This is a genomic window from Corynebacterium sp. HMSC073B01 (genome assembly GCF_001838255.1).
GTDB classification, from domain to species: Bacteria; Actinomycetota; Actinomycetes; order Mycobacteriales; family Mycobacteriaceae; genus Corynebacterium; species Corynebacterium jeikeium_D.
On record NZ_KV836187.1, the window covers coordinates 13,844 to 38,558 of the forward strand.

Here is a 24,715-nt window from a genome sequence, read left to right on the forward strand (position 1 = left end):
TTTGACCGTGCCGTCGGGTAGCATGTCCCTCATGGATCGACCGGTAATGCGCGATATCGCGCTCGTGATTCTCCGCCTAATACTCGGAATTATCTTCATCTGCCATGGCTGGGACAAGATTTTTATCACCGGTATTGACAAGACGACCGGTTACTTTGTCGCTGCGAATATCCCGCAGGCGCACTTGACGGTCTGGGTTGTCGCTCTAGTCGAACTGGTCGGAGGCGCGTTGCTGATTCTGGGACTCTTGGCCCCGACGGTGGCGATGGTCTTCATCATTGAGATGATTGGTGCCTGGTGGTCGATGCACCTGGGCAATGGCCTGTTTATCCGCGACAACGGTGCGGAGCTCGTGATGTCACTCATCGGCGGTCTGGTGATGATTTTCGTTTTCGGAGCCGGCCGTTTCAGTTTGGACAGGCAATTCATCAGGTAAGACCTCATTAGGTACAACCCCCTTAAGAGTTAAAAGCGGAGGAGATTCCCCGTGGAGTGCGAGGAAATTCGCGCAGCATTGTCCGCTCGCCTCGATGGCGAGCAGGCAAGTATTGCCGATGAAGTCATCGATGCCCATCTTGGGGCCTGCGAGGAGTGCCGAGCTTGGTACGAGCGAGCGGTGCGGCTGAACCGCGCCCTTACGGTTGGGCCTGCCGATGGCATGCCGGAGATTTCCACGGATGATCTCTCGGAGCGCATTTTGGTCTCTATCGAACCGGAGCGCCGCCGGCGTGAGCGCGCTTGGCTGCTCATAGCCGGCACAGCCCGCGGGGTGCTCATCGCATTGGGACTTTGCTGGGCGGTCTGGGGGATTGCGACGCTGGTCGACGCCTCCGACATGATGACGCTTGGACTTTCCTCGACACAGCCGCAGGACGGTGCGGGAATCGCAACAAGCACGGGATCGCCTATCGACGGTTCCACTGCCACCGTTGACCCAATGGAGCTCGGAGCACGCCTTGCCATTCAACTCGCGGCAATTCGGCTTGCATTGGCAGTGGGATTGTTCTGGGCTGCTTGGCGGCCGCGTGCTGCCATGGGCATGGCGCCGGTCTACGGTGCCGTCGCCACGTTCAGCATCGGTTTTGGTATTCGTGACATTCTCATCGGTGCCCAGGGAGCATCAGAGATCGCTGGTCTGGCCTTGATGTTTGTCTCCGCTTTGACGCTGGCCGTTGTGTGGCTGGGTGGCTATACGCCGACGGCAATCGCACAGGCATGGCGGGCCGCCTCGGGGTTGCCGGTCACAGGCGTGCCACCACAGCGGGACTAGCTCCAAGACGGCAACCAGAACCGCCATTCAAAGTGGTTGAGAGGCAGCGGGTAGCCGGTCAAAATCGGCAGCCAGAACACAAACGCGGTCACCACTAGTGCGGCGTGCGTGCCAACGATTACCAACCCCACCGGCTTACCGCGGGGCCGCCAGTGTGAGAGATCGTCGGCAAGCAGAGCAAAGGCGATGAGTACGAATGGAATCAGCGCGGTGGCGTAGAAAAAGTACATCTGCCGGTCGTAGCCGATGACCCACGGCAGCCACGAGGCGAGGAAACCGATGACTGGCAGCGCGTAGCGGCCGTCGCGGCGGCCGAGCCAACGCCATGTGGCCCACAGGACCACGGGGACCAGCAACCACCAGATGGGTGGGGTGCCAAAGAGCATCATCCAGCCCTTGCACTCCTGGCCGTCACTGCAGGTGGTTTCGGTGGAGTAGTAGAGCATTGGCCGCCAACTCACCAGCCACTCCCAAGGCTTGGACTCCCAAGGGTGTTTGTGGCCATTAGAGGTGGTCAGCTCGGCGTGGAACTTCAGCACACTGTTTTGGTAGTGCAGGTAGTTCTGCAGGGCCTCGGGAAGCCAGTCGGTGCCGGGGAGTCCCGTATCGCGGTCTTCGGGCGAGACATGGCGATAGACCGACGTTTCTTCGGCGAACCAGGAACGCCAACTTAAGAAGTAAACGCCCAGCGGGACTACCACCAGATCACGCAACGCCGGGGCGGTATCACGGGCGAGCGCGCCGAGCACGGGTTTGTGCGCACCGGCATCCTTGCGGGAGACCAGATCCGTGAAGACGGACCACAGACCGAATGCGGCCATGTAATACAGGCCAGACCACTTCACCCCGGTGGCAAGCCCCAGCATGATGCCGGCGAGCAGTCGCCACCAGCGATAACTGAGATAGGGGCCGAAACTACCTAGCTCCGTGGCGGATTCCAGGCGCTTGCGGGCATCGGCCTGGTCGATGAGAAGTGCCCACGCGGCCGCAGTGATGAAGAAGGTCTGAATCATGTCCAGCATGCCGACCCGGGAGGAGACAAACAGCACTCCGTCGGCAAGCGCATAGAGACCAGCGATACCCACTGCCAACCGCGAGCCGCGAGAGATGCGTCGGACGATGTCCATGAGCAGCAGTATGACCAGCGTGCCACACACCGCCGACATAAACCGCCAGCCCATTGGTGAGTAACCGAAGATCCACTCGCCCAAGGCGATGACCTGCTTGGCCACTGGCGGATGCACAATCAGACCGTAGCCGGGATTGTCCTCGATGCCGGATGAGATGGGGTCGCGGGTGGACTCCAGAATCTGCCATGCTTGCGGCACATAATGCTTCTCATCGAAGAGCGGGGTGCCATTGTCGGTCTTGGCAGCAAGCCCGATGAAACGCGTTAGCGCTGCGACGATTCCGAGAACCACAAAAGTGGCGGTATCCCATTTGTCCCACCGCCGCAGTGGCGGCAGCGAGGGCACCGGGGGAATCGGGCGCAGGAAACGCTTTTTCGCGCGGCGCTCGGTTTCCGGTGGTGGGGTTAAAGCGGCATCAGTCACGAATGTCAGTTTAAGCTATGGAATCATGACGCATTCGGCATCGAACTTCCAACCGCACGAGAACGCGCCTCTTAGCGAGGCAATGACGCTGGCCCCTGGCATCACTCTGGTGGCAACGCCGCTGGGCAATATCGCCGATGCCTCCGACCGCTTGCGCGGTGCGCTTATCGACGCCGATATCATCGCCGCGGAAGACACCAGGCGGGCACGCAACCTGGCCACAGCGCTGGGCATTTCCCCCAAGGGGAAGTTTGTTTCGAACTTCGATCACAACGAAGAGAGCCGCACTGAGTCGCTGATTCAGGCGGCGAAGGCGGGACAGAAAGTCATTGTGGTGACCGATGCGGGGATGCCGGTGGTGTCGGATCCTGGCCTGGCTGTGGTGGCGGCTGCTCACGACGCGGGCGTGCCCGTGTCCTGCGTACCGGGGCCGAGCGCGGTGACTACCGCATTGGCTCTCAGCGGGTTGGGTGTCGGCCACTTTTGCTTCGATGGCTTTGCACCGCGTAAGCAGGGGGCGCGCCGGGCATGGTTGGAATCACTGAAGACAGAGAAGCGGGCTTGCTGTTTCTTTGAGTCGCCGCATCGGTTGGCTGTTACGTTGGCCGATGCCGCGGAGATTTTGGGTGAGGAGCGGCGCGCGTCGGTAAGCCGTGAGCTGACCAAGCGTTTTGAAGAGACTCGCCGTGCGACGCTGGGGGAGCTGGCTGCGTGGGCGGAGGAAGGTGTCCGCGGCGAAATTACGGTGGTGATTGAAGGCGCGGGGCAGCAGGCAACGGAGGTATCCACGGAGGGCTTGGTTGACCGCGTGGAGGAGCTCGTGGCTGATGGCATGCGACTGAAGGATGCCGCGAAGCAGGTTGCAGCAGAGGCGGGAATGACGAAGCATCGAGATCTCTACCAGGCCGTTTTAGCAGCTCGGGACGAAAATCGTTAACTGATTGTTACTTTGTGGCGGAAAATTCCTCGGCACCCGACGGTGAACAGGGGAAACGTCGTTATTGGGAGTTTTGTAATTCAGACGGGAAATGAGGAAAACCTGAGAGAATCCACATCCTGAGTTGAAATCCCAGGTCAATGGTGGACATGGTGGAGGAATGACGAATCCACCAGAGCATGAAATACAACAAGAAGTAGGGGAGTCAGTCGTCGGCGAAGTCAGGGCCGACGATTCTCACGCTCCCGTGAACCTCGGGGTTACCATCCCCGCCGTTGTCGCAATTCTGGCAATCATCGTCTGGGGCCTGGCGTGGCCGGATAGTTTCTCGACGTTTGCATCTAGCTCTCTGAACTGGGTCGTGGAGAACATCGGCTGGCTGTTTATCTTGGCCAGTACCGTCTTTGTCTTCTTCATTGTGTCCATCGCGATTTCCAAGTTCGGTCACATCCGCTTGGGCAAGGACAACGAGAAACCAGAGTTTTCCACGCCTAGCTGGATTGCGATGATGTTCGCCGCCGGTATGGGCATCGGTCTGATGTTCTACGGTGTCGCTGAGCCGCTGACCTTCTATCGCGATGGCGTGCCGGGCCACCAGCCGAAGGAAGTCGGTACCGCCATGGCTTCGACGATGTTCCACTGGACTCTGCACCCGTGGTCGCTCTACGCCATCGTCGGTCTCGCAATTGCTTACTCGACCTACCGCCTCGGCCGAAAGCAGCTGATTTCGGCGGCGTTCATCCCGCTCATCGGCGCGCGTCGCGCTGAGGGGCGGTTGGGCAAGCTTATCGACGCGCTTGCGATTTTTGCCACCGTCTTCGGTACGGCAGCCTCTCTCGGTGTTGGCGTACTTCAGATTTCCGCCGGTTTGGAAATCAACGGGTTCAACGCCATCAAGGGCGCACCTTTGTGGATTGGTCTTATTCTCGTTCTGGGCTGTGCCTTCTTGGTCTCTGCACTGTCGGGCGTGGGCAAGGGCATCCAGTACATCTCGAACTTCAACATGGTTGCCGCAGGTCTGCTGGCTCTGCTGGTGTTGGTCCTCGGCCCTACCGTGGTGATTCTGAACCTGATTCCGACCTCTATTGGCAGCTACCTGGATTCCTTCTTTGAGATGGCCTCCCGCTCCAGTGCTTCCGCTGACGGCACCGCCGGTGAATGGCTCTCTTCCTGGACAATTTTCTACTGGGCCTGGTGGATCTCATGGTCGCCGTTTGTCGGTATGTTCATCGCACGTATTTCTCGCGGCCGTACTATCCGTGAGTTCGTCTTCACCGTCGTCGCCGTTCCGTCGATTGTCTCTGCAGTGTGGTTCTCCATCTTTGGTGGCACCGCCATTACCCGCGAGCAGCAGGGTGCGTCCATCTACGGTGACGGTTCGGCCGAGAGTCAGCTGTTCAATCTGCTGGAATCCTTGCCGGGTGGCGCGATTACCTCCGCTATCGCAATGATTCTGCTGGCTACCTTCTTCATTACCTCGGCAGACTCCGCCTCCACGGTGATGGGGACCATGAGCCAGTTCGGTCGACTCACAGCGTCGCGCACGGTCACTGCTATGTGGGGTATTTTCACCGCTCTGATTGCCATCGTCCTATTGGTCACCGGTGGCAGCGATGCCCTGTCGAACCTGCAGAACATCACCATTTTGGCGGCAAGCCCGTTCGTCATTGTTATCTTGGCGCTGATGGTGTCGCTGGTTAAGGGGCTTTCCGACGATCCGATGTACCTCGATGACAAGGAACAGCGTCAGTTTGCCCTGCGCATGGCTCGTGAGCGCCGCCTGGCGGAAGCGGCCGAACAGCGCGAGCGCCGCCGTGCTCGTAAATTGCGCAACTAGCTTTCCAACAGCAGCGGTGCGGCCTTGGCCTCAATCTCGGCCCATTCGCCCTCGGGTGTAGACCCGATGGTGATGCCACCGCCGATGCCAGCTTCGACCCGAACTCTCCCCGAGTTCGGGTCTTTTGCGTACTCAGCGGTACGAATAGCGACATTGAGCTCAAGCGCATCCCCGTGGGCCGCACCAATTGCGCCGCAGTGAGCGCCACGGGGCTCGGGCTCCCATTCGCGCAGAAGCTCAATTGCTCGCAGCTTTGGTGTACCGGTGACCGAGGCCGGTGGGAAGCAGGCTTCAATCAGCTCAGCGTGGCTGAGCTGATCGGGAAGCTCCGCGGAGACTGTGGAAAAGAGGTGCCACACGCCCGGTGCCGGACGCACACTGAGCAGGTCTGTGACCTTCACGGTGCCGGTCTTGGCAACTTGACCGAGGTCATGGCGCACCAGGTCGACAATCATGATGTTCTCGGCGATGTCCTTGTCGCTGCGCAATAGCTCATCCGGGGAGTGGTCAGCGGGAATCGTGCCTTTGATGGGAGTTTCAGTCACGCTTGTGCCTGCGCGGATGAGGAACTCCTCAGGACTCAGCGAGGCCAGGATTGGAATTCCAACATCGAGGTTGCCGGGCAAGAATGCTGCTCGAGCCGGTTGATACCGCGCCACGCGGGAGGAAAACCACGCGCCGGCGTGGGCTAGTGCAGAGTCGCTCGCTGCCAGCTCCGCGTGAAAGCGCGTGGAAATGCAGGTTTGATACACCTCGCCTGCGGCAATTGCCTCCTTACAGTTTGTCACCGCAAGCTGGTGGCGCTCTCGGTCGCCCTGATCCCACTCCAGTGGTGTGGCCGCGGGGAGCGCGTCGTCACGCGTGTTTTCGCGCGAGTAAGTGATGGCCTCCTGAAGGGCTTGGAAATCCGGATTAAAGGGGTCACCGGTGCCAGGGCCGTCGAAATGCCACGTGCCGTCGTCGGCAAGCAACGCGACGCAGGTAGCGACCCCGTGCGCGTTGGTGCCGGAGTAGGGGCGGAACCCAAAGATCCACGCATCGGGGTCGGGGCTGGTGAAAAGCGCTGCCGACTCGCAGGCAGTGAGCTCGACGTTGGCGGCGAGAACCGCGCGATAACCGAACCAGGAGCCGATGAGTGCGGCGGGACGATGACCGGCAGCGATAAGACGTGCCAGCGCAGTGGTCGCACGCGAAGTGAAGTCAGCAGCCGAGCCGGAGGAGGTAGACCGAGTGGACATAGGACATAAGCGTAGTGAGTGCGCATGCGCGCGATGATGGTAGGGGACAGTTCATGTGGACTTCATGAGGACTCCGTAAGGGACACAGTTCATCGCGATGGCAGGTCATCTATTACCCTGTTAGATATGTCTCGCATTTTCACAGCAGTTGCGTGGCCGTACGCTAACGGTCCGCGACATATCGGCCATGTTGCAGGTTTCGGAGTCCCCTCGGACGTTTTCGCTCGCTACCAGCGAATGATTGGCAATGACGTGCTGATGGTCTCCGGTACTGATGAGCATGGCACGCCGCTGCTTGTGCAAGCGGAGAAGGAAGGCGTTTCTGTCCAGGAATTGGCCGACCGTTACAACCGCCAGATTGTGCAGGACCTCGCGGGTCTGGGGCTTTCCTACGACCTGTTTACGCGCACTACCACGCGCAACCACTACGCGATTGTCCAGGAGCTCTTCCGCGGGCTCTACGAAAACGGCTACATGGTCAAGCAGACCACGATGGGTGCGATTTCCCCGTCGACAGGTCGGACGCTGCCGGATCGTTACATCGAAGGTACCTGCCCAATCTGTGGTGCGTCCGGTGCCCGCGGTGATCAGTGTGACAACTGCGGTAACCAGCTTGACCCGGCCGATTTGATTGATCCGGTGTCGAAAATCAACGGCGAGACCCCGAAGTTCGTTGAAACTGAGCACTTCCTGCTAGACCTGCCAGCGCTGGCAGAGGCCTTGACCGAGTGGCTTCAAGGGCGCAAGGACTGGCGCCCAAATGTGCTGAAATTCTCCCTGAACATCCTGAAGGACATCCGTCCGCGCGCAATGAGCCGTGACATTGACTGGGGTGTTCCGATTCCGCTGGAGGGCTGGTCGGAAAACGGAACCAAGAAACTATACGTTTGGTTCGACGCTGTCGTCGGTTACCTATCTGCTTCCATTGAGTGGGCCTGGCGCATCGGTGACCCGGAAGCGTGGCGCAAGTGGTGGAATGACCCGGAGGCGCTGTCCTACTACTTCATGGGCAAGGACAACATCACCTTCCACTCCCAGATTTGGCCGGCTGAGCTGCTGGGCTACCGTGGCGAAGGCTCCCGCGGAGGTAAAGTCGGGGAGCTCGGTGAGTTGAACCTGCCGACGGAGGTCGTCTCCTCGGAGTACCTGACCATGTCGGGCTCGAAGTTCTCCTCTTCCAAGGGCGTTGTCATCTATGTGAAGGACTTCCTGGCGGAGTTCGGTCCGGATCCGCTGCGCTACTTCATCGCCATGGCTGGTCCGGAAAACCAGGACACCGACTTCACCTGGGATGAGTTTGTCCGCCGCGTGAATAACGAGCTGGCCAACTCCTGGGGCAACCTGGTCAACCGCACCGTGTCCATGGCTTTCAAGAACTTCGGTGAGGTGCCAACTCCGGGCGAGCTCACCGACGCTGACCGTGAACTGCTCGACCTGGCTGAGCGCTCTTTCGCCGAGGTCGGCGACGCACTCGCACTGTCCCGTTTCCGCGCCGGTATTACTGCCGCAATGCACCTGGTCGGGGAGGCGAACGCCTACATTGCTGCGCAGGAGCCGTGGAAGCTGGCGAAGGACGAGTCCCAGCGTGAGCGTCTCGCCACTGTGTTGTGGACAGCGCTGCAGGTAGTCAGCGACGCCAATGTCCTGCTGACCCCGTACCTGCCGGAAAGCGCGCAGAAGGTCTTCGAGACCCTGGGCGGCGAGGGCATCTGGGCCGCAATGCCGGAAGTCCAGGAAGTCGAGGACGACATGCCGGTCGAACCGGTCGGCGCAGACCTGCCGGCAGAGGGCAGGAGCTACCCAATCATCACTGGTGACTACGTCAATCAGAAGGCCGCCTGGCATCGCTTCGACATTGAGCCGGGTACGCAGCTTGCCAAGCCGAAGCCGATTTTCTCCAAGCTCGACTCTGAGTTGGCTGAGCACGGCCCTGAGTGGGCACAGGTGAAGTAGGGGCTCAGTAGAGGTATGGGAAAGCGCAAACGCAAGATTGCAGAACCCGCGGAGTATCTCACTCCGCTGTTTGACGCCCACACGCATCTCGCGTCCTGTGGGGCGCAAACTCCGGAAGAGATTGCGGCGCTCATGGACCGGGCCGCCGCAGCGGGCGTCGTCGGAGTCTGCACGGTCGGCGATGGCATGCCGGAAACCGAACTGGCCTTTGCCGCTGCGCACGCGCACCCCAACGTCTGGGCCGCCGCCGCCATCCATCCGACGCGCGCGCACGAGCTTGACGACGACGCCAAGGCCCGCTTAACCGAAATGGCTGCCGACCCCAGGGTTGTGGCCGTGGGGGAGACGGGATTGGATTGGTACTGGCTGGATTCCCTCGACGGCTGCGCGTCGAAGAGCGAACAGCTGGCTGCGTTGCAGTGGCATATGGAGCTCGCAGCAACCGTCGGCAAGCCGTTGATGATTCATAACCGCGACGCCGATGAAGACCTGATGGCGGCGTTGGACGGCTACGACAATACGGTCATTTTGCACTGTTTCTCTTCGCCCATCGAGGTTGCCCGCGAAGCCATTGCACGCGGTTACCTGCTGAGTTTTACCGGCAACGTGACCTTCAAACGCAATGATTACCTGCGGCAGGCTGTGGCTGAGGCGCCGGCGGAGCAGCTGCTGGTGGAAACCGATGCCCCGTACATGACCGCGGAGCCTTTCCGAGGTGCGCGCAACGAGTCCACTTTTATCGGTCATCAGGCGCGTGCGATGGCCGCAGCCCGAGAAATCGGGGCGGAGGAGATGGCACAGATTTTGACGGATAATGCACGTCGGGTGTACGGCATTTAAGCACGTGCTGGCGTATTGCCGCCCCTGAGCTGTGGAAATGCAGCCGGGGCGGTTTGTTGTATTTCCCGTCACTTTTATCGATATATTTTAGACAACACTGAATCTTTACCGTACTGTTACAAACTGTATTTCTTTCATTTGCTAGCTGCCCCATCCTCCGAAAGGCTGTGACGAACCCCGTGAGTGCTGCGAAGAAGCGTCATCTCAATCGTGCTAATGACGGAGTCTCCACTTCGTCCAAGATTGCCGCAGGCGGTCTGGTCGCTGCTGTTGCTCTGGGTGGTACTGTCGCAGCATCCAACTATGACACCATCACCGTCGAAATCGACGGTAAGGTTGAGCAAATCGCAACCTGGTCCAAGGATGACAAGGCCATTCTGCAGAAGGCTGGTGTCGAAACCACCGGTGGCGACCTGGTTCAGCGTCAGGGCGATCTCACGGACGGCGGCAAGCTGGTCTACCGCTCTGCCAAGCCAGTCACGATGATTGTCGATGGCAAGCCGCAGGAGCACAAGACCAATGCCATCACTACCGATGAGCTGATTGAAGGTCTGAAGAAGCAGGGGCTCATCTCCGATAAGGACAAGGTCGAGGTCGAAAAGGGCGAGATTTCCGCTAAGGGAGTCGAACTCGACGTCGTTCGTGCCAAGAATATTGTGCTTCACGACGATGCCAAGGACATCGACCTGACCGTCCCGGCTATGACCGTCGGAGATGTGCTGGCTCAGCGTGGCATTGAACTGCGTGAAGATGACACCGTCGAGCCGGGTCTGGATGCTCCGGTCACCGAGGGGATGCGCATCGCTCTGTCTCGTCTGATTGATAAGACCATCACCGAGACTGAGGAGATTCCAGCTCACGAGAACATCATTGAAGATGATTCGATGTTCGAAGATGAGCGCATCGTTGAGCAGGAAGGTGAACCGGGCCAGGTAGAGCGTCAGGTCAAGGTCACCTCTCGCGATGGTGAAGAGCTCGGACGCGAGGTCCTGGAAGAAAAGGAGCTAAAGGCTCCGGGTATCTCCACTATTCGCCAGGGCACTAAGTCCCGCATTGCAGCTCCGGCTGCCGGCTACGGCGTGTGGGATCAGCTGGCTCAGTGTGAGTCCGGCGGCGACTGGGCTATCGATACCGGTAACGGTTTCTCCGGTGGTCTGCAGTTCACCGATTCCACTTGGGCAGCTTACGGCGGTACTGAGTATGCACCGCGTGCATCGCAGGCTTCCCGCGAGCAGCAGATTGCTGTCGCTGAGCGTGTCCAGGCTGGTCAGGGTTGGGGCGCATGGCCCGCTTGTACCGCTTCCATGGGGCTTCGTTAAAGCTAGTTCCGTCTAGCCATAACGAGCTAAGCCTATTTTTTGTGTTGACCCCGTAGTATCTAACTGTGACTAAAGCAGAAGTTTCTTTCTTGGGGCCGGTCGAAGTACGCGACTTGGCGGCGCAGTTGGATATTGTCCCGACGAAGAAATTGGGGCAGAACTTCGTCCACGACGCCAACACCGTGCGTCGAATTGTCGCTGCGGCGGACTTGCCGGAGGATTCCTACCCTGTTGAGGTTGGCCCCGGCTTGGGCTCGCTGACCCTCGGGCTGCTCGAACACTGCGGCCGCGCGGCGGCTGTTGAAATCGATTCGCGGCTGGCGGCGCGTCTGCCCCAGACAGTCACTGAGCGCGCCGAGGGCTGCGCACTTGAGCTCATTGAGAAAGACGCGCTGAAGGTCAGCCGCGAGGACTTTCAGACTGCCCCAGATGCGCTGGTGGCCAATCTGCCATACAACGTTTCTGTACCGGTGCTCCTGCACATGCTTGCCGAGCTGCCCACCATCCGTCGCGTGCTCGTGATGGTGCAGTCTGAGGTCGCTGACCGGCTGGCGGCTCAGCCGGGCTCCAAGATCTACGGTGTCCCCAGTGTCAAGGCCGCCTACTACGGCACAGTGCGTCGCGCCGGTGCCATTGGTCCGCACGTCTTCTGGCCGGTCCCCAAGGTTGATTCCGGGCTCGTTCGCATTGACTGCTACGCTCGCTCCGACGCTCCAGAGAACTCCAAGACCGCCGATGCCCCCGAGGCCCCGTGGGAAATCTCGCCGCAGTTCCGCGCACGCCTTTTCCCGCTTATCGACGCTGCTTTTGCGCAACGCCGCAAGACCCTCCGGGCGGCCCTATCGGGGATTTACGGATCTGGTGCCGCAGCCGAAGAGGCGCTTATGGCAGCGGGGATTGACCCCAAGCAGCGAGGAGAGAAGCTTGAAATTGCCGATTTCGTTCGTCTCGCTGAGGTCTCACGAGACCAGCGCTTTTAATAAAGGACAGGCAATCTTTCCCCATGCACCGTGACGACACCCCCAGTAGGGCCGAGATCGGCCGGCGCGAACCGCGCAGCCTGGCTTGGACTAAGTTCTGGCCTGACGACGACGGCTGGGTGTGCAACTGCATAGTTTTCCGCGGTGACCGCTTGCTGCTTCTGCTGCGTGAATACGAGGGCTTCCTCGGGGGCCAGTGGGATTTGCCCGGTGGCAAGCTAGACGCGGGGGAGGAGCCCGTGGAGGCCGCTGTGCGCGAACTGCGTGAAGAGGCCGGCTTGCGCGCAGCGGAGGTCAGCGAATTTGCCCATTATTCCAATCCGGACTTGGGCGGGGAGAATTTCCGCTTCCACACGGTGACCTTTCTAGTACGCGAGGCCGACGACACGCAGAATGTCCAGCTCAGCGGCGAGCATCCGGAATTTAAATGGGTAACCCGAGAGCAGTTCGATGAGCTGCCGGTGGCCTGGTATGTCCGGCGTGTGCTTGGCAACGTCGAATGGGGCACAATAAATACTCATCATGGCGAATCTGATTAATTGCGAGAATATTTCTAAGTCCTTCGGGCTCAAGACTCTGCTCGACGGCGTCAGCCTCGGTGTTCAAGAGGGCGACCGCATCGGTGTTGTCGGTTTGAACGGTGGCGGCAAGTCCACACTGCTGAAGATTCTGGCAGGCGTGGAGCCAGCGGACTCCGGACGTATTTCGCGAGCCAACGACATGGCCATGGCGCATGTCACCCAGGGCGCCGAGCTCGACCCGAATTCCACCGTGTTTGAGTGCGTCATTGCACCGCTGGGACTCGCTGAACACGAGTGGGCGGGTAACGCTTCCATCCGCGAGGTCCTCGATGGCATCGGTATCAATGACCTCGGTATGGATACCAAGGTCGCCAATCTCTCCGGTGGTGAGCGCCGTCGCGTTAACCTGGCGGCCGCGCTGGTCCGAGATCTGGATCTGCTCATTCTCGATGAGCCAACGAACCACCTCGATATTGAGGGTGTGCAGTGGTTGGCCGATCATGTTCTTTCGCGCCGGGCAGCCCTGGTCGTCGTCACGCACGATCGTTGGTTCCTGGATACCGTTGCCACGAAGACGTGGGAAGTCCACGATGGCACCGTCGATTTTTACGATGGCGGTTACAACGACTGGACGTTCGCGCGTGCCGAGCGTGCGCGCCAAGCCGATGCCGCCGAGCAGCGTCGCCAGAACCTTGCGCGTAAGGAACTCGCGTGGTTGCGCCGGGGTGCGCCGGCCCGCACCTCGAAGCCTCGCTACCGCATCGAAGCAGCTGAGGCTCTCATCGCCGATGTCCCGGCGCCGCGTGATTCCGTGGAGTTGATGGCGTTTTCGCAGCGTCGACAGGGCAAGGTGGTCGTAGAGCTAGAGCATGCGTCCCTGGAAACGCCCGATGGTAGGGAATTGCTTAACGACGTCACGTGGCGTCTGGCCCCCGGCGAGCGCATTGGCCTGGTCGGTGTCAACGGCTCGGGTAAGACGACTTTGTTGCGCGCATTGGCGGGAGACTACCCCTTAAGCGATGGCAAGCGGATTGAGGGCAAGACGGTGCGTCTGGGTTGGCTGCGACAGGAGCTCGATGATCTGCCGCTGGATATGCGTGTGCTCGACGCTGTGGAGGACGTGGCGACCTACATTGACCTGGGCAAGAAGCAGATTAGCGCCTCGCAACTGGCGGAGCGACTGGGTTTTTCCCCGAAGCGGCAGCGCACCCCAATCGCAGACCTCTCCGGCGGTGAGCGTCGCCGCTTGCAACTCACACGCGTGTTGATGAGTGAGCCGAACTTCCTGCTGCTCGACGAGCCGACGAATGACCTGGATATTGACACGCTGCAGGAATTGGAAGACCTGCTGGACAATTGGCCGGGCACGTTGGTGGTCATCTCGCACGACCGCTACCTGATTGAGCGTATTGCCGACTCGACCTGGGCCCTCTTCGGCGATGGCGAGCTGACGAACTTGCCAGGCGGGATTAGTCAGTACCTCCAGCGTCGCGCACAGCTGGCTGACTCGGCCGCTAGTGGTGGTGCCTCTCAAGCAAATGCCGGTAGTCCGCAGACCCGTGGCGCAGCTTCAGAGGAGGATACCTCGAAGCTCTCGGCTGCGGAAGCTCATGCTGTCCAGAAGAAGATGAGTGCTCTGGAGCGGAAGATGGCGAAGCTCAGCCAGCAAGAAAGTGAACTGCATGCGCAGATGGCGGAAGCGAGTGCTGATGTAGCCAACTTGGACACACAAAAGCTGGCGGACCTCGATCGCCGTGCTGCGGAGGTGGTTGAGCAGAAGGCAGAGCTGGAGATGGAGTGGCTGGAGCTAGGGGAGCAGCTCGAGGGCTAGCATCTTACTTCAGCTACTAGCCGAACATTTTAGGTATGAGCCGGGTACTCGTGGTCAGCGTGCCCGGTTCTTTCAATTTGCACCGTGGCGTGTTCAATCCCGTGGACGTCGTGAAGCAGTGCCTGCGCGCGGTCGAGCAATGCGTGCTCGTCGCCGTTGGGGAGCGTGTCGCAGCGCACGAGATGGACAGATGCCAGTAGGTCGCTGCCGTTGAGGGACCAGACGTGGAGATCGTGGACATCGACCACTCCGTCCAAGTCAGACAGGTCAGCAGTGATTCTCTCAGTGTCGACGCCCTTCGGGGTGTACTCCAGCAACACGTGGAGACAGTCGCGCACCAGAACGGCGGCTCGGGGGACGATGAAGAGCGCAATCACGATAGAGACCACCGAGTCGATGGCAGTCCAGCCGGTGTATGCGATAGCGATAGCGGAGATAATGACGGCGACCGAACCAGCGGCGTCGACAAGCACGTGCAGATACGCGCCGCGGACGTTGACGCTTTCCTTGGCAGCGCCGGCGAGCAGAAACGCCGCAATCACATTGGTGAGCAGGCCGATGACTGCGATGATGAGCATCGACGTGGTTTGAATCTCAGATTGCTCCACTGACCCGAATCGCCGGATTGCGCCCCAGAGAATCACAGCGGCAATGATGAAAACTGTCAGACCGTTGACGAGAGCAGTCAGAACCTCAACACGACGGTACCCGTACGTCGCGCGGTGATTGGCTCCGCGCTGGGCGATAGCCAAACCGGCAACTGCCATAAGCAGGCCTGCGGAGTCCGTCACCATATGGCCGGCATCTGCCAGCAGCGCCAGTGAACCCGAGACCAAGCCGCCGATGAGCTCGGCGAGAAATACGACAAGAGTTAGACCCGCAGCTGCGAGCAGGCGACGGGCAGGAGTATTCGCGGGGTCAATATGAGCGTGGTCATGGCCGTGTGAATGACCGTGTGAATGACCGTGGCCGTGTGAGTGGCCAGAGTGTTCAGTTGTGTCCATAACCCCTAATGATAACAGGGCTATTCAGCCTCCGGAAGATAGCTATCCGCCCACGCATAAATCAGGTCAGCAGCGCGCGCGGCGGACTTAGCGCGAGTGAGCAAGTGGTCTGCGCGATCCAAGCTCATCAGGGATTTTGGATAGCGAGAGACCTGGAAAATCTTCTGGGCGCTATCGATACCAACAGTCTGGTCGGTCGGGGAGTGCAGAATAAGCAGTGGCTTGCGCAGCTGGCTGAGATAAACCTCCGGGTTGTAGTCCGCCAACACTTCCAAGAACTCACGGGAGATGGGAATGCCACGACCTTCAATCTGCAGAACCTGCGTGCCGTGCTCATCGACCGTCGAAATGTCACCGGCGATGCGCACAATCGAGTGTGCCGGATCGAAGGGTGCACCGATTGTCGCTACCGCCTTGATTTTCGGCATATCGTGGCCGGCGTTCAGCGCCGCTGCGCCACCGAGCGAGTGCCCAATCAGTAGCGAGGGGGCCTCAAATTCTGCCTCCATGAACTCGTAGGCGGCCTTAAGGTCATCGATGTTGGTCTGGAACGTCGTCTCACCGAAATCACCAGTGGACTGCCCGAGGCCAGTGAAGTCGAACCGGAATGCCGCAATGCCCTTCTTCGCCAGCGCCTTGCAGGTGCGTGACGCGCCGGGCACCATCCGATTACACGTGAAGCAATGACCAAATAGCGCCCACGCGCGTGGCTGACCGTCCGGCAAATCAATTGATGCAGCCAGAGTCTCGCCGGTCGATCCCGTAAATTTTAGGTGCTTTGTTGGCATAGGTTATATCCGCGTCTCAGTGTGTGCTCAATGTGTGTACGTTTTCGCTTTACGACGCCCGTTGTGGTGGCGACCGTACGCAATATTAAGCCCGGGTGCCACAAATAAGTGAGGGATTGGGCGAAAAATTCGACCAATCCCTCAATCTCCTAGTGGCTGTGAGTTAACGCACCGGAACCCCCGGCCCCAGCGGAATGCCCGCGAGATACCAGAGGACGAAGAATAGGAACCAGCCCACCATCATGCACAGCGAGTACGGGATAGCCAGCGACATCAGCGTGCCGACACCCGCAGGCTTGTAGTACTTCTGCAGGAAAGTCAGCGCCAGCGCAAAGTACGGCGACATCGGCGTAATGATGTTGGTCGGGGAGTCACCAATACGGAATAGCTGCTGGGAGACCTCTGGAGAGACGTTGACGTACATCAGCATCGGCACAACGACCGGCGCCATCAGAGCCCACTGTGCGGAGCCCGAGGTAATCAGCAGGTTGAGAACAGCCACCATCAGGACGAAGGCAGCAAAGAGCAACAGCGGCGGCAGATCCGCCTTGGTCAGGAATTCGGAGCCCTTGATAGCGGTCCACTGGCCGATATTGGACCACTTGAAGTAGGCCGTGAACTGCGAGACGGCGAAGAAGAGCACCATCATTGTGGTCAGTGTGCCCAGGCCGCGTTCCATGAAGGCGGGCACGTCTGCTGAGGAGGTGATGGTTTTGGCACCGATGCCGTACGCAATGCCGACCACTGCGAAGAAGAGGGCGATGGACGCCACGACGTCGGTAAGCAGCACGGAATTCAAGATGCCGTCGCCTTCGCCGCGCAGAGGCGAACCCGGGATGAACAGGGCAGCGAACCAAAGCGCCAGGAAGATGACAGCGGCGATGTTGCCGTAGCGGAGGCCACGTCGTTCGGCATCGTTGAGGATTAGCTTGTCGCGGCCATTGCTGGAGCTGCTAGATGCGGTGTTCCGCTCCTCCTTCTTGGCGTTTTCCTCGGCAGCTTCCTCCGAAGCGCCCGGTTTGGTGAATTCCGCGGCATCGTGGTCAATGTGGTCGTCGTGGACGGTCTTCTCCACGTGCTTGGTAATAAACAGTTCAGTAACGGCGGTAATAATCAGAGCCAGCACAATCGACGAGGCCATAGTGAAGAAGTAGTTGGCCAGCGGTGAAACTACGTATTCCGGATCCACGAAGTGCGCTGCATGCGTGGAGATACCTGCCAGCAGCACATCGGTGATGTTGAGCACCAGTGACGAATTGAACCCGGCCGACGAGGCGGCAAAGGCGACCATCGCACCGACAATAGGGTTACGACCAACTGCGGCGAATGAGGCGGCACCCAGCGGAATGAGAATCACGTAGACGGCATCAGAAGCGATTGAACCAGTCACGCCGGCCAGTGCAACAATGAATGTCAGCAGGACAGGGGAGTGCACCTTGGAAATTGCCGCGCGGATTGCCGAGCCGATGTAACCGGAGTACTCCGCAATTGCGACACCGAGCATGCACACCAGAATCAGGCCAACTGGTGCGAAGTCCGTGAAGTTCGTTACCGCCTCAGAGACCATCTTTTGCAGGTACTCTGCGGTAGCAAGGCTTTCCACCTCGATGATGTCACCCGACGCGGGATCCTTGGCCTGCATACCCGCAGCCTCACCGAGCCACGAAGAAACGATGACTACACCGGCAAGAATCACGAATAGCCAAAATGGATTTGGCAGTGCGTTGCCGATACGTTCCAGTGTTGCTAGGAACCCCTTTGGCTTCGGTGGCGCTTTGTCCGGTTCCAACGTTTTTGACTGTCCCATATATATAAATCCCTCTGTGTTAGACGTTGGTAAAAGGTTAGGGGAAAGTAAGTTGCGTCACAACGTAAAAGGCCAGAGGCATATGTATGTCGGGTGCGAGCAGGCGCATAAGGGAAAGTTAAGGGAATAGCTAGGGAATAGCTGTAGTGCACCTTCTTCGACTAGAGTTAATCAGGTTATGGGCAAGAAGAAGTCGAAGAAAGAAAAGGTCAGCGCCAACAACGCGGTGGTGGCCACCAATCGTCGTGCCCGCCATGACTACAACATTCTGGACACCTACGAATGCGGTGTCGTTCTCGTGGGCACTGAGGTCAAGGCGCTGCGCGAGGGCAAAGCATCGCTTAATGACGCCTTCGCGACCATCGACGACGGCGAAGTGTGGCTCCGCGGGCTGCATATCCCGGAGTACTCCTACGGTTCGTGGACTAATCACTCACCGCGTCGCTCGCGCAAGCTGTTGTTGCACCGCAAGGAGATTGACACCCTGTGGGGCAAGGTCCGCGATGGCAACAACACGCTTGTACCCCTGAAGCTGTATTTCACCGACGGCCGCTTGAAGGTCGAGCTCGCACTCGCCCGCGGTAAGCAGGATTATGACAAGCGCCAGGACATCAAGCGCCGCACGGAGGAGCGCGAAGCTACTCGTGCGCTGGGCCGTCGTGTGAAGGGCATCAAGGGGTAAAAGAGGTCTTCATTAGAAGAAACCCTTTTTAGAAGGGGAACTCAGTCGCATCGACTGGGAGGATGAGTAGGCCAATGACGTTTTCGTGACGGTCAAAGGCAACTCGAGCCATCCATTCGCCAGCCTCATGTTTGAGGGTGGTGATGACGAGACTTGTGCCGAGAATCTTCGACAGGAGTTTCTGCGAGGTCGGTTCCTTAGTCCTGGTTCCCCCGAGGCTGGTGACTTGGGTGTCGTCGAAAGATTCGAACGCCCCAGTCTCGGTGAGAACATCTTCCCAGACAGAGTAGATAGTGGACCAGGGGAGATCCTTCCGGAGCTTTGGGGAAATCATGCTTACGGTTTCTGCTTCTTCGCCGTTGATGATGTGGCGAAGGAATTTTTCGCCGAGCTCGGCGATATGTGTAGTTTTTGTGGCAGTCATCAATTCTCCTGAAACGGGGTTTTGGACACTTCCGAACCGCTTGAATGCCGCTTGCCGGGAGATATTGAGTACATTTCCAATCTCTGCCCATGAATGGCCCGCTGCGCGAGCCTGCGCCACGGCATCTTCAAGTTCTTGTTCGGCAATGTTCGTTGCTTGCAGTCGGTGACGGATTGTCGTCAATGGATCCATGACTGCAGTCAACCATTGGTTGACGTCAGTGTCAACCCGGAGTTGACATTCGGGGGGGGCTGTGGGCCTTGCGGCGAAGCTTGTTGACTTTTCCCGTCGTAAAGCGTTATTCTTGAACATCCTTTGAGCGCAACGCACTTTCCCGTGCTCGAAGGCATTGTATGGGGCTGACATGGTTTCGACACCGTACAGTGAGCCAGGGGAAGCGTGCCGGTGCAGGCTAGAGACCACCGTTTAAGCGTCGTAGCAACTGATTAAGCGCCGAGAACACTCAGCGCGACTACGCTCTCGCTGCCTAATTAAGCGACTAGCGTGTCTGTCAGACCGGGCTTGCCCTTTGGTCCGGACCCTGGCATCGACTTAAAAGGGCTCGCCCGATGGGGGTGCCGTAAGGCTCATCGGGGATCTTCTTACTTGCGGCTGGGCCCGTCATTCGGACATGTTTGCCTGAGCCGAAGGGTCGAGTAGAGGCGATCGTGCGAACTGCGCACGGAGAAGCCCTGGCGAGTTGGCGGTGGACCCGAGTTCAATTCTCGGCAGCTCCACAAATGAAATCCCCGGTCATTACGACCGGGGATTTTTCGTTGTACTTGAAGACGTCTGAGCGACGTCGAAAGACCTTAGAAGGTGCTCTTGTAGACGTTGGCGATAGTGGTGCCAGCAACTGCCGAACCGTGGAAGGTCGGGTGGTTGGTCATGTTGTAGGAAGCAACATCGGTATCCAGAATTGCGGAGACCTGACGCTCACCGTCCGGACCGCACATTGCGACGTCGATGTTGGTGACCTCCTTCATGTTGACGAAACCGATACCGGATTCAGCGGCAGCACGCATCTGGCGGTTCTGCAGAGCCATCTCAAAGTGGTGCATACCGGCAGCCGGAATGTGCGGTGCAAAACCTGCGGCGTTAACCGGGCAAGCGTAGTGAGTCGGGTCATTAGAGGTGAAAGCCGGGTAACCAATCAGCATGACGCGAGCAGTTGGGTTAGCGGCCTTGATCTTCTCCACAGCGGCCACAACGTTGGTGGTGTACAGGTCATCCTGAACCGGCATTGGCAGCACAGCGCCCTGCATCGCGTCATTGGCGCCAACGTAGATGGTTACTAGCTGGGTAGCCGGGCCGAGGGAGCCCTGAGCGATGGCGTTGTCAACCTGGCCCATCAGGGACTTCTGCGGCTGAGTCGGCATGAAAGCGGTAGTGCCGTTGCAGGAGTAGTCGTGCAGTTCAAGACCAGTCTCACGAGCAACGTGAGAGCCGATGTTCGAGACCGAAATCGGGCAGCCACCACGGCCCGGTACGGCTGGATCGGACTGACCCGGGTTAGCAGCGAAGGAATCGCCGAAGGCAACGTAGTTACCAGTAGGAAGAGCGTTGGCAACACCACCGGTCAGGAGGGAGGCTGCCAGCGCAGAAGCTGCAGCTGCCGAGGCTGCTGCACGGCGAACAACGTTGTTCTTCATAATTAAAAACCTCTTAGTTGAAAACCTATAGAAGGAAAAACTCGCGCTACACTCGCGATTTCTTCGCCACAGACCGTCCCTGGAAGAACCAAGTCCGACAGAACCAAGTCCGACAGAACCCTGAGCGGATACTTAGAGACGCGCCTTTATCACTTTGTTATACAACTAGGTTCTAAGTCCGATGTCAACCGGAATCAGCTAGTTATATGTATATTCGGCGCTTTCAATACCTCTTTTTGTCTCTTATCGCTGGTAGGTGGATTTATGAGGCGCTTCCGAACGTGGAATACAACGCAGCGATGACACCATCGGCTACCCCAGAACCATCTTTTAGCTCAATCTCATCTTCAGCAAAGGGCCCACGCTCATCCAGTTCCGCCTCTGTGGGGCGAGGTTGGATCAGTGTTAGGTGTGGACCTTCGCTGATAACACCACTGAAAAGACGTGCCTGGCGAGCCGCCTCACCATCCGCCTGTGCCCGCACCTCGTCCAGGGATGCACCCTCAAAGCTGTCCGCCTGCTCCGGAGCGATGACCATTATTTCCTGCGCTAACACGGCACCGACGACACCTGCCGGCCACGATGTCCGAGCGATAAAGTCCGCCAACTCAGGGCTACCACCTTCAATTCCCTCGGGGAGAGGTTCCTGCGCAACGACGGTCAGCGGGGCGCTGTCAATCAGCTCGTCGGCAAGCACGTCGGCAAGCGCGGCGGTGGGGACGAGGGCGAAGAGACTCGGGGCGCGGTCCCAACCTTCGGCGTGGACGTATTCGACAGCCTCGCGTACGGCGCGATTGAGTGCCTGCTGGCTGAGATGAGTCTGAGTTCCGCTGTTTTCGCTCATGACGCTTGACGACGCCCCTTTCCTGGCAACGCTGTATTAACAACATCCTTAGTCAAATGTTAGGAACTTTATTTAGAGTAGATGACAGATATGCGTACGACCGACTTACCAGCTCGCTGGCAAGTCAAGTTCAACTTGGACAGGAGAGACGTTGTCTCTAAACCAGACTCGACCGAGACGATCGGCGGGTGGCCGCCCGGGGTGGCTGGCAATTACCGTGTTGGTGATTGCCGCGCTGACCTTTGTTATTCCAATCGCCGTCAATTTTTATACGGACTTTCAGTGGTTCGGTGAAGTGGACTATCGAGGGGTATTCGCCACCACGTGGCTCACTCGTATCGTCCTGTTTATCACCGTAGGCCTGATAACGGGCGCACTGACATTTCTATCTATGTGGCTGGCGTGGCGCTCGCGGCCCGTCGACCTCGGACTGACGGATCCACGCAGCCCGCAGGCAGTGTACCGACGGATGGCTGAATCCGGTTCGAAGTCGATGTTCACCACGCTGCCCGTTGTATTCGGCGTACTCGGTGGCCTTGTGGGGCAGGGTAATTGGCAGACGGTGCAGCTGTTCTTAAATCGGCAGTCCTTCGGTGAGACTGACCCGCAGTACGGCAAGGACTTGGGCTTCTATGCATTCCAGTTGCCGCTGTGGTCGTACATCATTTCGACGCTGGTTGTCCTGGTAGTTATTGCGTTCCTGCTGTCGCTGGTGACGCATTACTTCCTTGGTGGCATCCGCCCAGGTAACCCGACTACAGGGGAGAAGACCCGCGTTTCCAATGCGGCTCGTGCGCAGTTGGCGTGCTGGGCCGGTGTTTTCATGCTGCTCAAGGCTGTGTCTTACTGGCTGGACCGCTATGAGCTGCTGAATAACAAGCAGAAGACCTTCACCGGTGGTTCCTACACCGATATCAATGCGCTGCTGCCGGCGAAGATTACGCTGCTGGTCATCGCAATCGTCGTGGCCGCTGCATTCTTCGCGGCCATTTTCCTGCGCAATCTTTCGATCCCGGCGTTTGCCACCGTGCTGATGTTGGTTTCCGCAGGTCTGATTGGCGTGGCCTGGCCGATGGCAGTTGAGCAGTTCTCAGTTAACCCGAACCGCGCTTCCAAGGAACGCGAATACATTGCGCGCAATATTGAATCGACGCGCTACCACTACGGGCTTACTGACGACAAGGTGAAGGTTGAGCGCGACTGGGGTGTTCCGGCTGAAAAGGAAGGCGATAAGGAAGCCGCGAAGGAAGGTGCGGACTCGATTTCCCGCGATGCTGCGACGCTGGCCAATATCCGAATCCTGGATCCGGAAGTGCTGCCACGTACCTTCACGCAGCAGCGCCAGCTGAAGAACTTCTATGGTTTCTCCGATCCGCTTGCCATTGACCGCTACCAGATCGATGGTGCGTCCCGTGACTTCATCGTCGCTGCTCGTGAACTGAACCCGCAGACGCTGCAGGGTAACCAGACTGACTGGATTAACCGTCACACGGTCTACACCCACGGCAATGGTTTCGTTGCTGCGCCGGCTAATAAGGTCGACGAGGTTGCCTCCGAGTCCGGTTCCGCCCGCGGCGGTTACCCGCTGTATACCGTGGCTGACCTGTTCGAGTCCGAGGACCCGAACGGCATGAACCTGAACCTGAAGCAGCCGCGTATCTACTACGGCCCGGTTATCGCCAACAGCGATGCCGACTATGCGATTGTTGGCGGTAACGGTGACGGCAAGGACTATGAGTACGATGCCGACGGCCGTAACTTCACCTACGACGGTGAGGGCGGTGTTGGCGTAGGCGGGCTTGCCAGCCGCATGATTTTCGCCACCCGTTACCAGGAACTCAACATCCTGCTGTCCGACCGCATTGGGCCGGACTCCAAGATCATCTACAACCGCGATCCGCGTGACCGTGTTCAGAAGGTCGCCCCGTGGCTGACCACTGACACCAAGACCTATCCGGCTGTAGTCGATGGCCGTATGAAGTGGATCGTCGACGGCTACACCACGCTGGCCAAGATGCCGTACTCCCAGCGCATGAGCCTCCAGGAAACCACACAGGACTCCATTAACCCGGATGGCACTCCACGCCCGCTGCCGAACAGCGAGGTCAGCTACATCCGCAACTCGGTCAAGGCGACCGTCGATGCCTACGATGGCACCGTTGAGCTCTACGAGTTCGATGAGAAGGATCCGGTGCTCAAGGCCTGGGAGGGTGTCTTCCCGGATGTGGTGAAGCCAAAGTCGGAGATTTCCGAGGAGCTGCAGGAGCACCTGCGCTACCCGGAGGACTTGTTTAAGGTTCAGCGTGAGCTGATGGCCAAGTACCACGTCAGCGATCCGGGCGTGTTCTTCGCCAATGACTCCTTCTGGTCCGTCCCGTCCGATCCGACCGCGCCGGAAGAGCAGAACCTCTCCCAGCCGCCGTACTACGTTGTCGCTTCCGATCCGAAGACCGGAAAGCCGAGCTTCCAGCTGATTTCCGCCTTCCGCGGTCTGGAGCGCGAGTTCCTCGCCGCCCAGATGAGCGCTTCCTCCGATCCGGAGACGTACGGTCAAATCACCATCCGTGCCCTGCCGACCAACACCCAGACCATGGGTCCACGGCAGGCGCAGGACACGATGATGTCCGCAGATGAGGTCGCCCAGGACCGTACTCTGCTCGAGGGCACGAACGTGGTCACCAACGGTAACCTGCTGACGCTGCCGGTCGGCGATGGCGAGATTCTCTACGTCGAACCGGTCTACACCCAGCGCAAGGGCCAGGAGACCGCATTCCCGAAGCTGCTGCGTATTCTCGTCGCTTACCGCGGTCAGGTGGGCTATGGCGCCACGGTCACTGAGGCTCTGAGTCAGGTCGGTATCGATGCTTCCGCCGCGACCAAGGTCCGCGGTGAGGAAGAGACTGAGGAGCAGTCGGCGGATAAGGACAAGGATGCCGCCGACGCTGAGTCCGACGACGAGGCACCGAAGGAAGAGCGCAAGGTTGATGTCGCCGCGCGTGACGACGCCGCTCGCCGTATCTCCGACGCACTGCAAAAGCTTAACGACGCTCAGAAGAACGGTGACTACGCGGCACAGGGCCAGGCACTTGCCGAGCTCGACCGCGCTGCCGCTGACTACCAGAAGGCCAACGGCCAGTAAGACGTGCAACGAGTAGTTAACCGAGAATCATAGGTTTCTATGGTCCGAAGACTCCCTAGGTTGTAGCGAAATTGGCTATGACCTGGGGATTGGTCT

At 59.0% G+C, this 24,715-nt stretch carries 20 protein-coding genes and 1 other RNA gene; 13 read left to right on the forward strand and 8 right to left on the reverse strand.

The window, feature by feature from the left end:
- Positions 1 to 31: 31 nt before the first annotated feature.
- Positions 32 to 436 (forward strand): DoxX family protein, encoded by a 405-nt coding sequence (locus HMPREF2849_RS10280; RefSeq protein ID WP_038629133.1) that lies wholly within the window; start codon positions 32 to 34, stop codon positions 434 to 436.
- Between the two features lie 51 nt (positions 437 to 487).
- Positions 488 to 1,270: a zf-HC2 domain-containing protein gene (locus HMPREF2849_RS10285; protein WP_049193057.1), complete on the forward strand. Its 783-nt coding sequence runs from the start codon at positions 488 to 490 to the stop codon at positions 1,268 to 1,270.
- On the opposite strand, the gene HMPREF2849_RS10290 is transcribed toward HMPREF2849_RS10285, so the two are convergent.
- A complete protein-coding gene (locus HMPREF2849_RS10290) occupies positions 1,267 to 2,823 on the reverse strand; it encodes a dolichyl-phosphate-mannose--protein mannosyltransferase (RefSeq protein ID WP_070862954.1) in 1,557 nt (518 codons plus the stop codon). The two genes, HMPREF2849_RS10285 and HMPREF2849_RS10290, sit on opposite strands and share 4 nt — an antisense overlap.
- Before the next feature lie 82 nt (positions 2,824 to 2,905).
- Between HMPREF2849_RS10290 and rsmI the strand changes: the two genes are divergently transcribed.
- Both rsmI and HMPREF2849_RS10300 read left to right on the forward strand, forming a co-directional pair.
- The gene (gene rsmI / locus HMPREF2849_RS10295; RefSeq protein ID WP_187401012.1) at positions 2,906 to 3,760 is read left to right on the forward strand and encodes a 16S rRNA (cytidine(1402)-2'-O)-methyltransferase; all 855 of its coding nucleotides are present in this window, start codon (positions 2,906 to 2,908) and stop codon (positions 3,758 to 3,760) included.
- 160 nt (positions 3,761 to 3,920) lie between these two features.
- Positions 3,921 to 5,597 (forward strand): BCCT family transporter, encoded by a 1,677-nt coding sequence (locus HMPREF2849_RS10300; RefSeq protein ID WP_083327241.1) that lies wholly within the window; start codon positions 3,921 to 3,923, stop codon positions 5,595 to 5,597.
- Here the strand turns inward: HMPREF2849_RS10300 and HMPREF2849_RS10305 are convergent.
- Positions 5,594 to 6,835: an aminodeoxychorismate synthase component I gene (locus tag HMPREF2849_RS10305; RefSeq protein ID WP_070862956.1), complete on the reverse strand. Its 1,242-nt coding sequence runs from the start codon at positions 6,833 to 6,835 to the stop codon at positions 5,594 to 5,596. The two genes, HMPREF2849_RS10300 and HMPREF2849_RS10305, sit on opposite strands and share 4 nt — an antisense overlap.
- Positions 6,836 to 6,961: 126 nt before the next feature.
- Here HMPREF2849_RS10305 and metG point away from each other — a divergent pair, with 126 nt between their 5' ends.
- From metG to HMPREF2849_RS10335, 6 genes are all read left to right on the forward strand, one after another.
- Entirely contained in the window at positions 6,962 to 8,788 is a 1,827-nt protein-coding gene (gene metG / locus HMPREF2849_RS10310; RefSeq protein WP_070602803.1) for a methionine--tRNA ligase, read from the forward strand.
- 15 nt (positions 8,789 to 8,803) lie between these two features.
- The gene (locus HMPREF2849_RS10315) at positions 8,804 to 9,628 is read left to right on the forward strand and encodes a TatD family hydrolase (RefSeq protein ID WP_049171274.1); all 825 of its coding nucleotides are present in this window, start codon (positions 8,804 to 8,806) and stop codon (positions 9,626 to 9,628) included.
- A gap of 167 nt (positions 9,629 to 9,795) precedes the next feature.
- The gene (locus tag HMPREF2849_RS11495) at positions 9,796 to 10,947 is read left to right on the forward strand and encodes a resuscitation-promoting factor (RefSeq protein ID WP_272715417.1); all 1,152 of its coding nucleotides are present in this window, start codon (positions 9,796 to 9,798) and stop codon (positions 10,945 to 10,947) included.
- 65 nt (positions 10,948 to 11,012) lie between these two features.
- Entirely contained in the window at positions 11,013 to 11,927 is a 915-nt protein-coding gene (gene rsmA / locus HMPREF2849_RS10325) for a 16S rRNA (adenine(1518)-N(6)/adenine(1519)-N(6))-dimethyltransferase RsmA (protein WP_049171269.1), read from the forward strand.
- Positions 11,928 to 11,950: 23 nt separating this feature from the next.
- A complete protein-coding gene (locus tag HMPREF2849_RS10330; RefSeq protein WP_049171266.1) occupies positions 11,951 to 12,466 on the forward strand; it encodes an NUDIX hydrolase in 516 nt (171 codons plus the stop codon).
- Positions 12,450 to 14,279 (forward strand): ABC-F family ATP-binding cassette domain-containing protein, encoded by a 1,830-nt coding sequence (locus HMPREF2849_RS10335; protein ID WP_049171263.1) that lies wholly within the window; start codon positions 12,450 to 12,452, stop codon positions 14,277 to 14,279. Before HMPREF2849_RS10330 ends, HMPREF2849_RS10335 begins: the two co-directional genes overlap by 17 nt.
- A 29-nt stretch (positions 14,280 to 14,308) precedes the next feature.
- Here HMPREF2849_RS10335 and HMPREF2849_RS10340 read toward each other — a convergent pair whose 3' ends face one another.
- The 3 genes from HMPREF2849_RS10340 to HMPREF2849_RS10350 all read right to left on the reverse strand — a co-directional run bounded on the left by HMPREF2849_RS10340 (position 14,309) and on the right by HMPREF2849_RS10350 (position 17,878).
- Positions 14,309 to 15,283, reverse strand: coding sequence for a cation diffusion facilitator family transporter (locus HMPREF2849_RS10340; RefSeq protein ID WP_016423250.1), 975 nt, complete (start codon positions 15,281 to 15,283; stop codon positions 14,309 to 14,311).
- A 20-nt stretch (positions 15,284 to 15,303) separates the two neighbouring features.
- Positions 15,304 to 16,071 carry an alpha/beta hydrolase family protein gene (locus tag HMPREF2849_RS10345; protein ID WP_048733555.1) on the reverse strand — a complete coding sequence of 256 codons (768 nt, stop codon included), beginning with the start codon at positions 16,069 to 16,071 and terminating at the stop codon, positions 15,304 to 15,306.
- 163 nt (positions 16,072 to 16,234) lie between these two features.
- Positions 16,235 to 17,878 (reverse strand): AbgT family transporter, encoded by a 1,644-nt coding sequence (locus HMPREF2849_RS10350; protein ID WP_049189696.1) that lies wholly within the window; start codon positions 17,876 to 17,878, stop codon positions 16,235 to 16,237.
- A 178-nt stretch (positions 17,879 to 18,056) separates the two neighbouring features.
- On the opposite strand from HMPREF2849_RS10350, the gene smpB reads away from it, so the two are divergent.
- Positions 18,057 to 18,560: an SsrA-binding protein SmpB gene (smpB, locus tag HMPREF2849_RS10355; RefSeq protein ID WP_038626299.1), complete on the forward strand. Its 504-nt coding sequence runs from the start codon at positions 18,057 to 18,059 to the stop codon at positions 18,558 to 18,560.
- A gap of 28 nt (positions 18,561 to 18,588) precedes the next feature.
- Here the strand turns inward: smpB and HMPREF2849_RS10360 are convergent, their stop codons facing one another.
- Positions 18,589 to 19,176 (reverse strand): DUF3887 domain-containing protein, encoded by a 588-nt coding sequence (locus HMPREF2849_RS10360; RefSeq protein WP_049171250.1) that lies wholly within the window; start codon positions 19,174 to 19,176, stop codon positions 18,589 to 18,591.
- A gap of 163 nt (positions 19,177 to 19,339) precedes the next feature.
- On the opposite strand from HMPREF2849_RS10360, the gene ssrA reads away from it, so the two are divergent.
- Positions 19,340 to 19,724, forward strand: a transfer-messenger RNA (tmRNA) gene (gene ssrA, locus HMPREF2849_RS10365).
- Between the two features lie 72 nt (positions 19,725 to 19,796).
- Here the strand turns inward: ssrA and HMPREF2849_RS10370 are convergent.
- Complete coding sequence (locus HMPREF2849_RS10370; RefSeq protein ID WP_048733544.1) at positions 19,797 to 20,636, reverse strand: GDSL-type esterase/lipase family protein; 840 nt, start codon at positions 20,634 to 20,636, stop codon at positions 19,797 to 19,799.
- Between the two features lie 262 nt (positions 20,637 to 20,898).
- Positions 20,899 to 21,480 carry a PPA1309 family protein gene (locus HMPREF2849_RS10375; RefSeq protein ID WP_070862957.1) on the reverse strand — a complete coding sequence of 194 codons (582 nt, stop codon included), beginning with the start codon at positions 21,478 to 21,480 and terminating at the stop codon, positions 20,899 to 20,901.
- 151 nt (positions 21,481 to 21,631) lie between these two features.
- On the opposite strand from HMPREF2849_RS10375, the gene HMPREF2849_RS10380 reads away from it, so the two are divergent.
- A complete protein-coding gene (locus tag HMPREF2849_RS10380) occupies positions 21,632 to 24,619 on the forward strand; it encodes a UPF0182 family protein (RefSeq protein WP_070862958.1) in 2,988 nt (995 codons plus the stop codon).
- The last annotated feature ends 96 nt before the right edge of the window (positions 24,620 to 24,715 follow it).

Excerpts from the sequence above, each read along its gene's own strand:
- HMPREF2849_RS10280 (WP_038629133.1), top strand. The coding sequence starts at position 32 with ATGGATCGACCGGTAATGCGCGATATCGCGCTCGTGATTCTCCGCCTA.
- rsmI (WP_187401012.1), top strand. The coding sequence starts at position 2,906 with ATGACGCTGGCCCCTGGCATCACTCTGGTGGCAACGCCGCTGGGCAAT.
- HMPREF2849_RS10300 (WP_083327241.1), top strand. The coding sequence starts at position 3,921 with ATGACGAATCCACCAGAGCATGAAATACAACAAGAAGTAGGGGAGTCA.
- HMPREF2849_RS10305 (WP_070862956.1), bottom strand. The coding sequence starts at position 6,835 with ATGTCCACTCGGTCTACCTCCTCCGGCTCGGCTGCTGACTTCACTTCG.
- metG (WP_070602803.1), top strand. The coding sequence starts at position 6,962 with ATGTCTCGCATTTTCACAGCAGTTGCGTGGCCGTACGCTAACGGTCCG.
- HMPREF2849_RS10315 (WP_049171274.1), top strand. The coding sequence starts at position 8,804 with ATGGGAAAGCGCAAACGCAAGATTGCAGAACCCGCGGAGTATCTCACT.
- HMPREF2849_RS10330 (WP_049171266.1), top strand. The coding sequence starts at position 11,951 with ATGCACCGTGACGACACCCCCAGTAGGGCCGAGATCGGCCGGCGCGAA.
- HMPREF2849_RS10335 (WP_049171263.1), top strand. The coding sequence starts at position 12,450 with ATGGCGAATCTGATTAATTGCGAGAATATTTCTAAGTCCTTCGGGCTC.
- HMPREF2849_RS10340 (WP_016423250.1), bottom strand. The coding sequence starts at position 15,283 with ATGGACACAACTGAACACTCTGGCCACTCACACGGCCACGGTCATTCA.
- HMPREF2849_RS10345 (WP_048733555.1), bottom strand. The coding sequence starts at position 16,071 with ATGCCAACAAAGCACCTAAAATTTACGGGATCGACCGGCGAGACTCTG.
- HMPREF2849_RS10350 (WP_049189696.1), bottom strand. The coding sequence starts at position 17,878 with ATGGGACAGTCAAAAACGTTGGAACCGGACAAAGCGCCACCGAAGCCA.
- smpB (WP_038626299.1), top strand. The coding sequence starts at position 18,057 with ATGGGCAAGAAGAAGTCGAAGAAAGAAAAGGTCAGCGCCAACAACGCG.
- HMPREF2849_RS10360 (WP_049171250.1), bottom strand. The coding sequence starts at position 19,176 with ATGGATCCATTGACGACAATCCGTCACCGACTGCAAGCAACGAACATT.
- HMPREF2849_RS10370 (WP_048733544.1), bottom strand. The coding sequence starts at position 20,636 with ATGAAGAACAACGTTGTTCGCCGTGCAGCAGCCTCGGCAGCTGCAGCT.
- HMPREF2849_RS10375 (WP_070862957.1), bottom strand. The coding sequence starts at position 21,480 with ATGAGCGAAAACAGCGGAACTCAGACTCATCTCAGCCAGCAGGCACTC.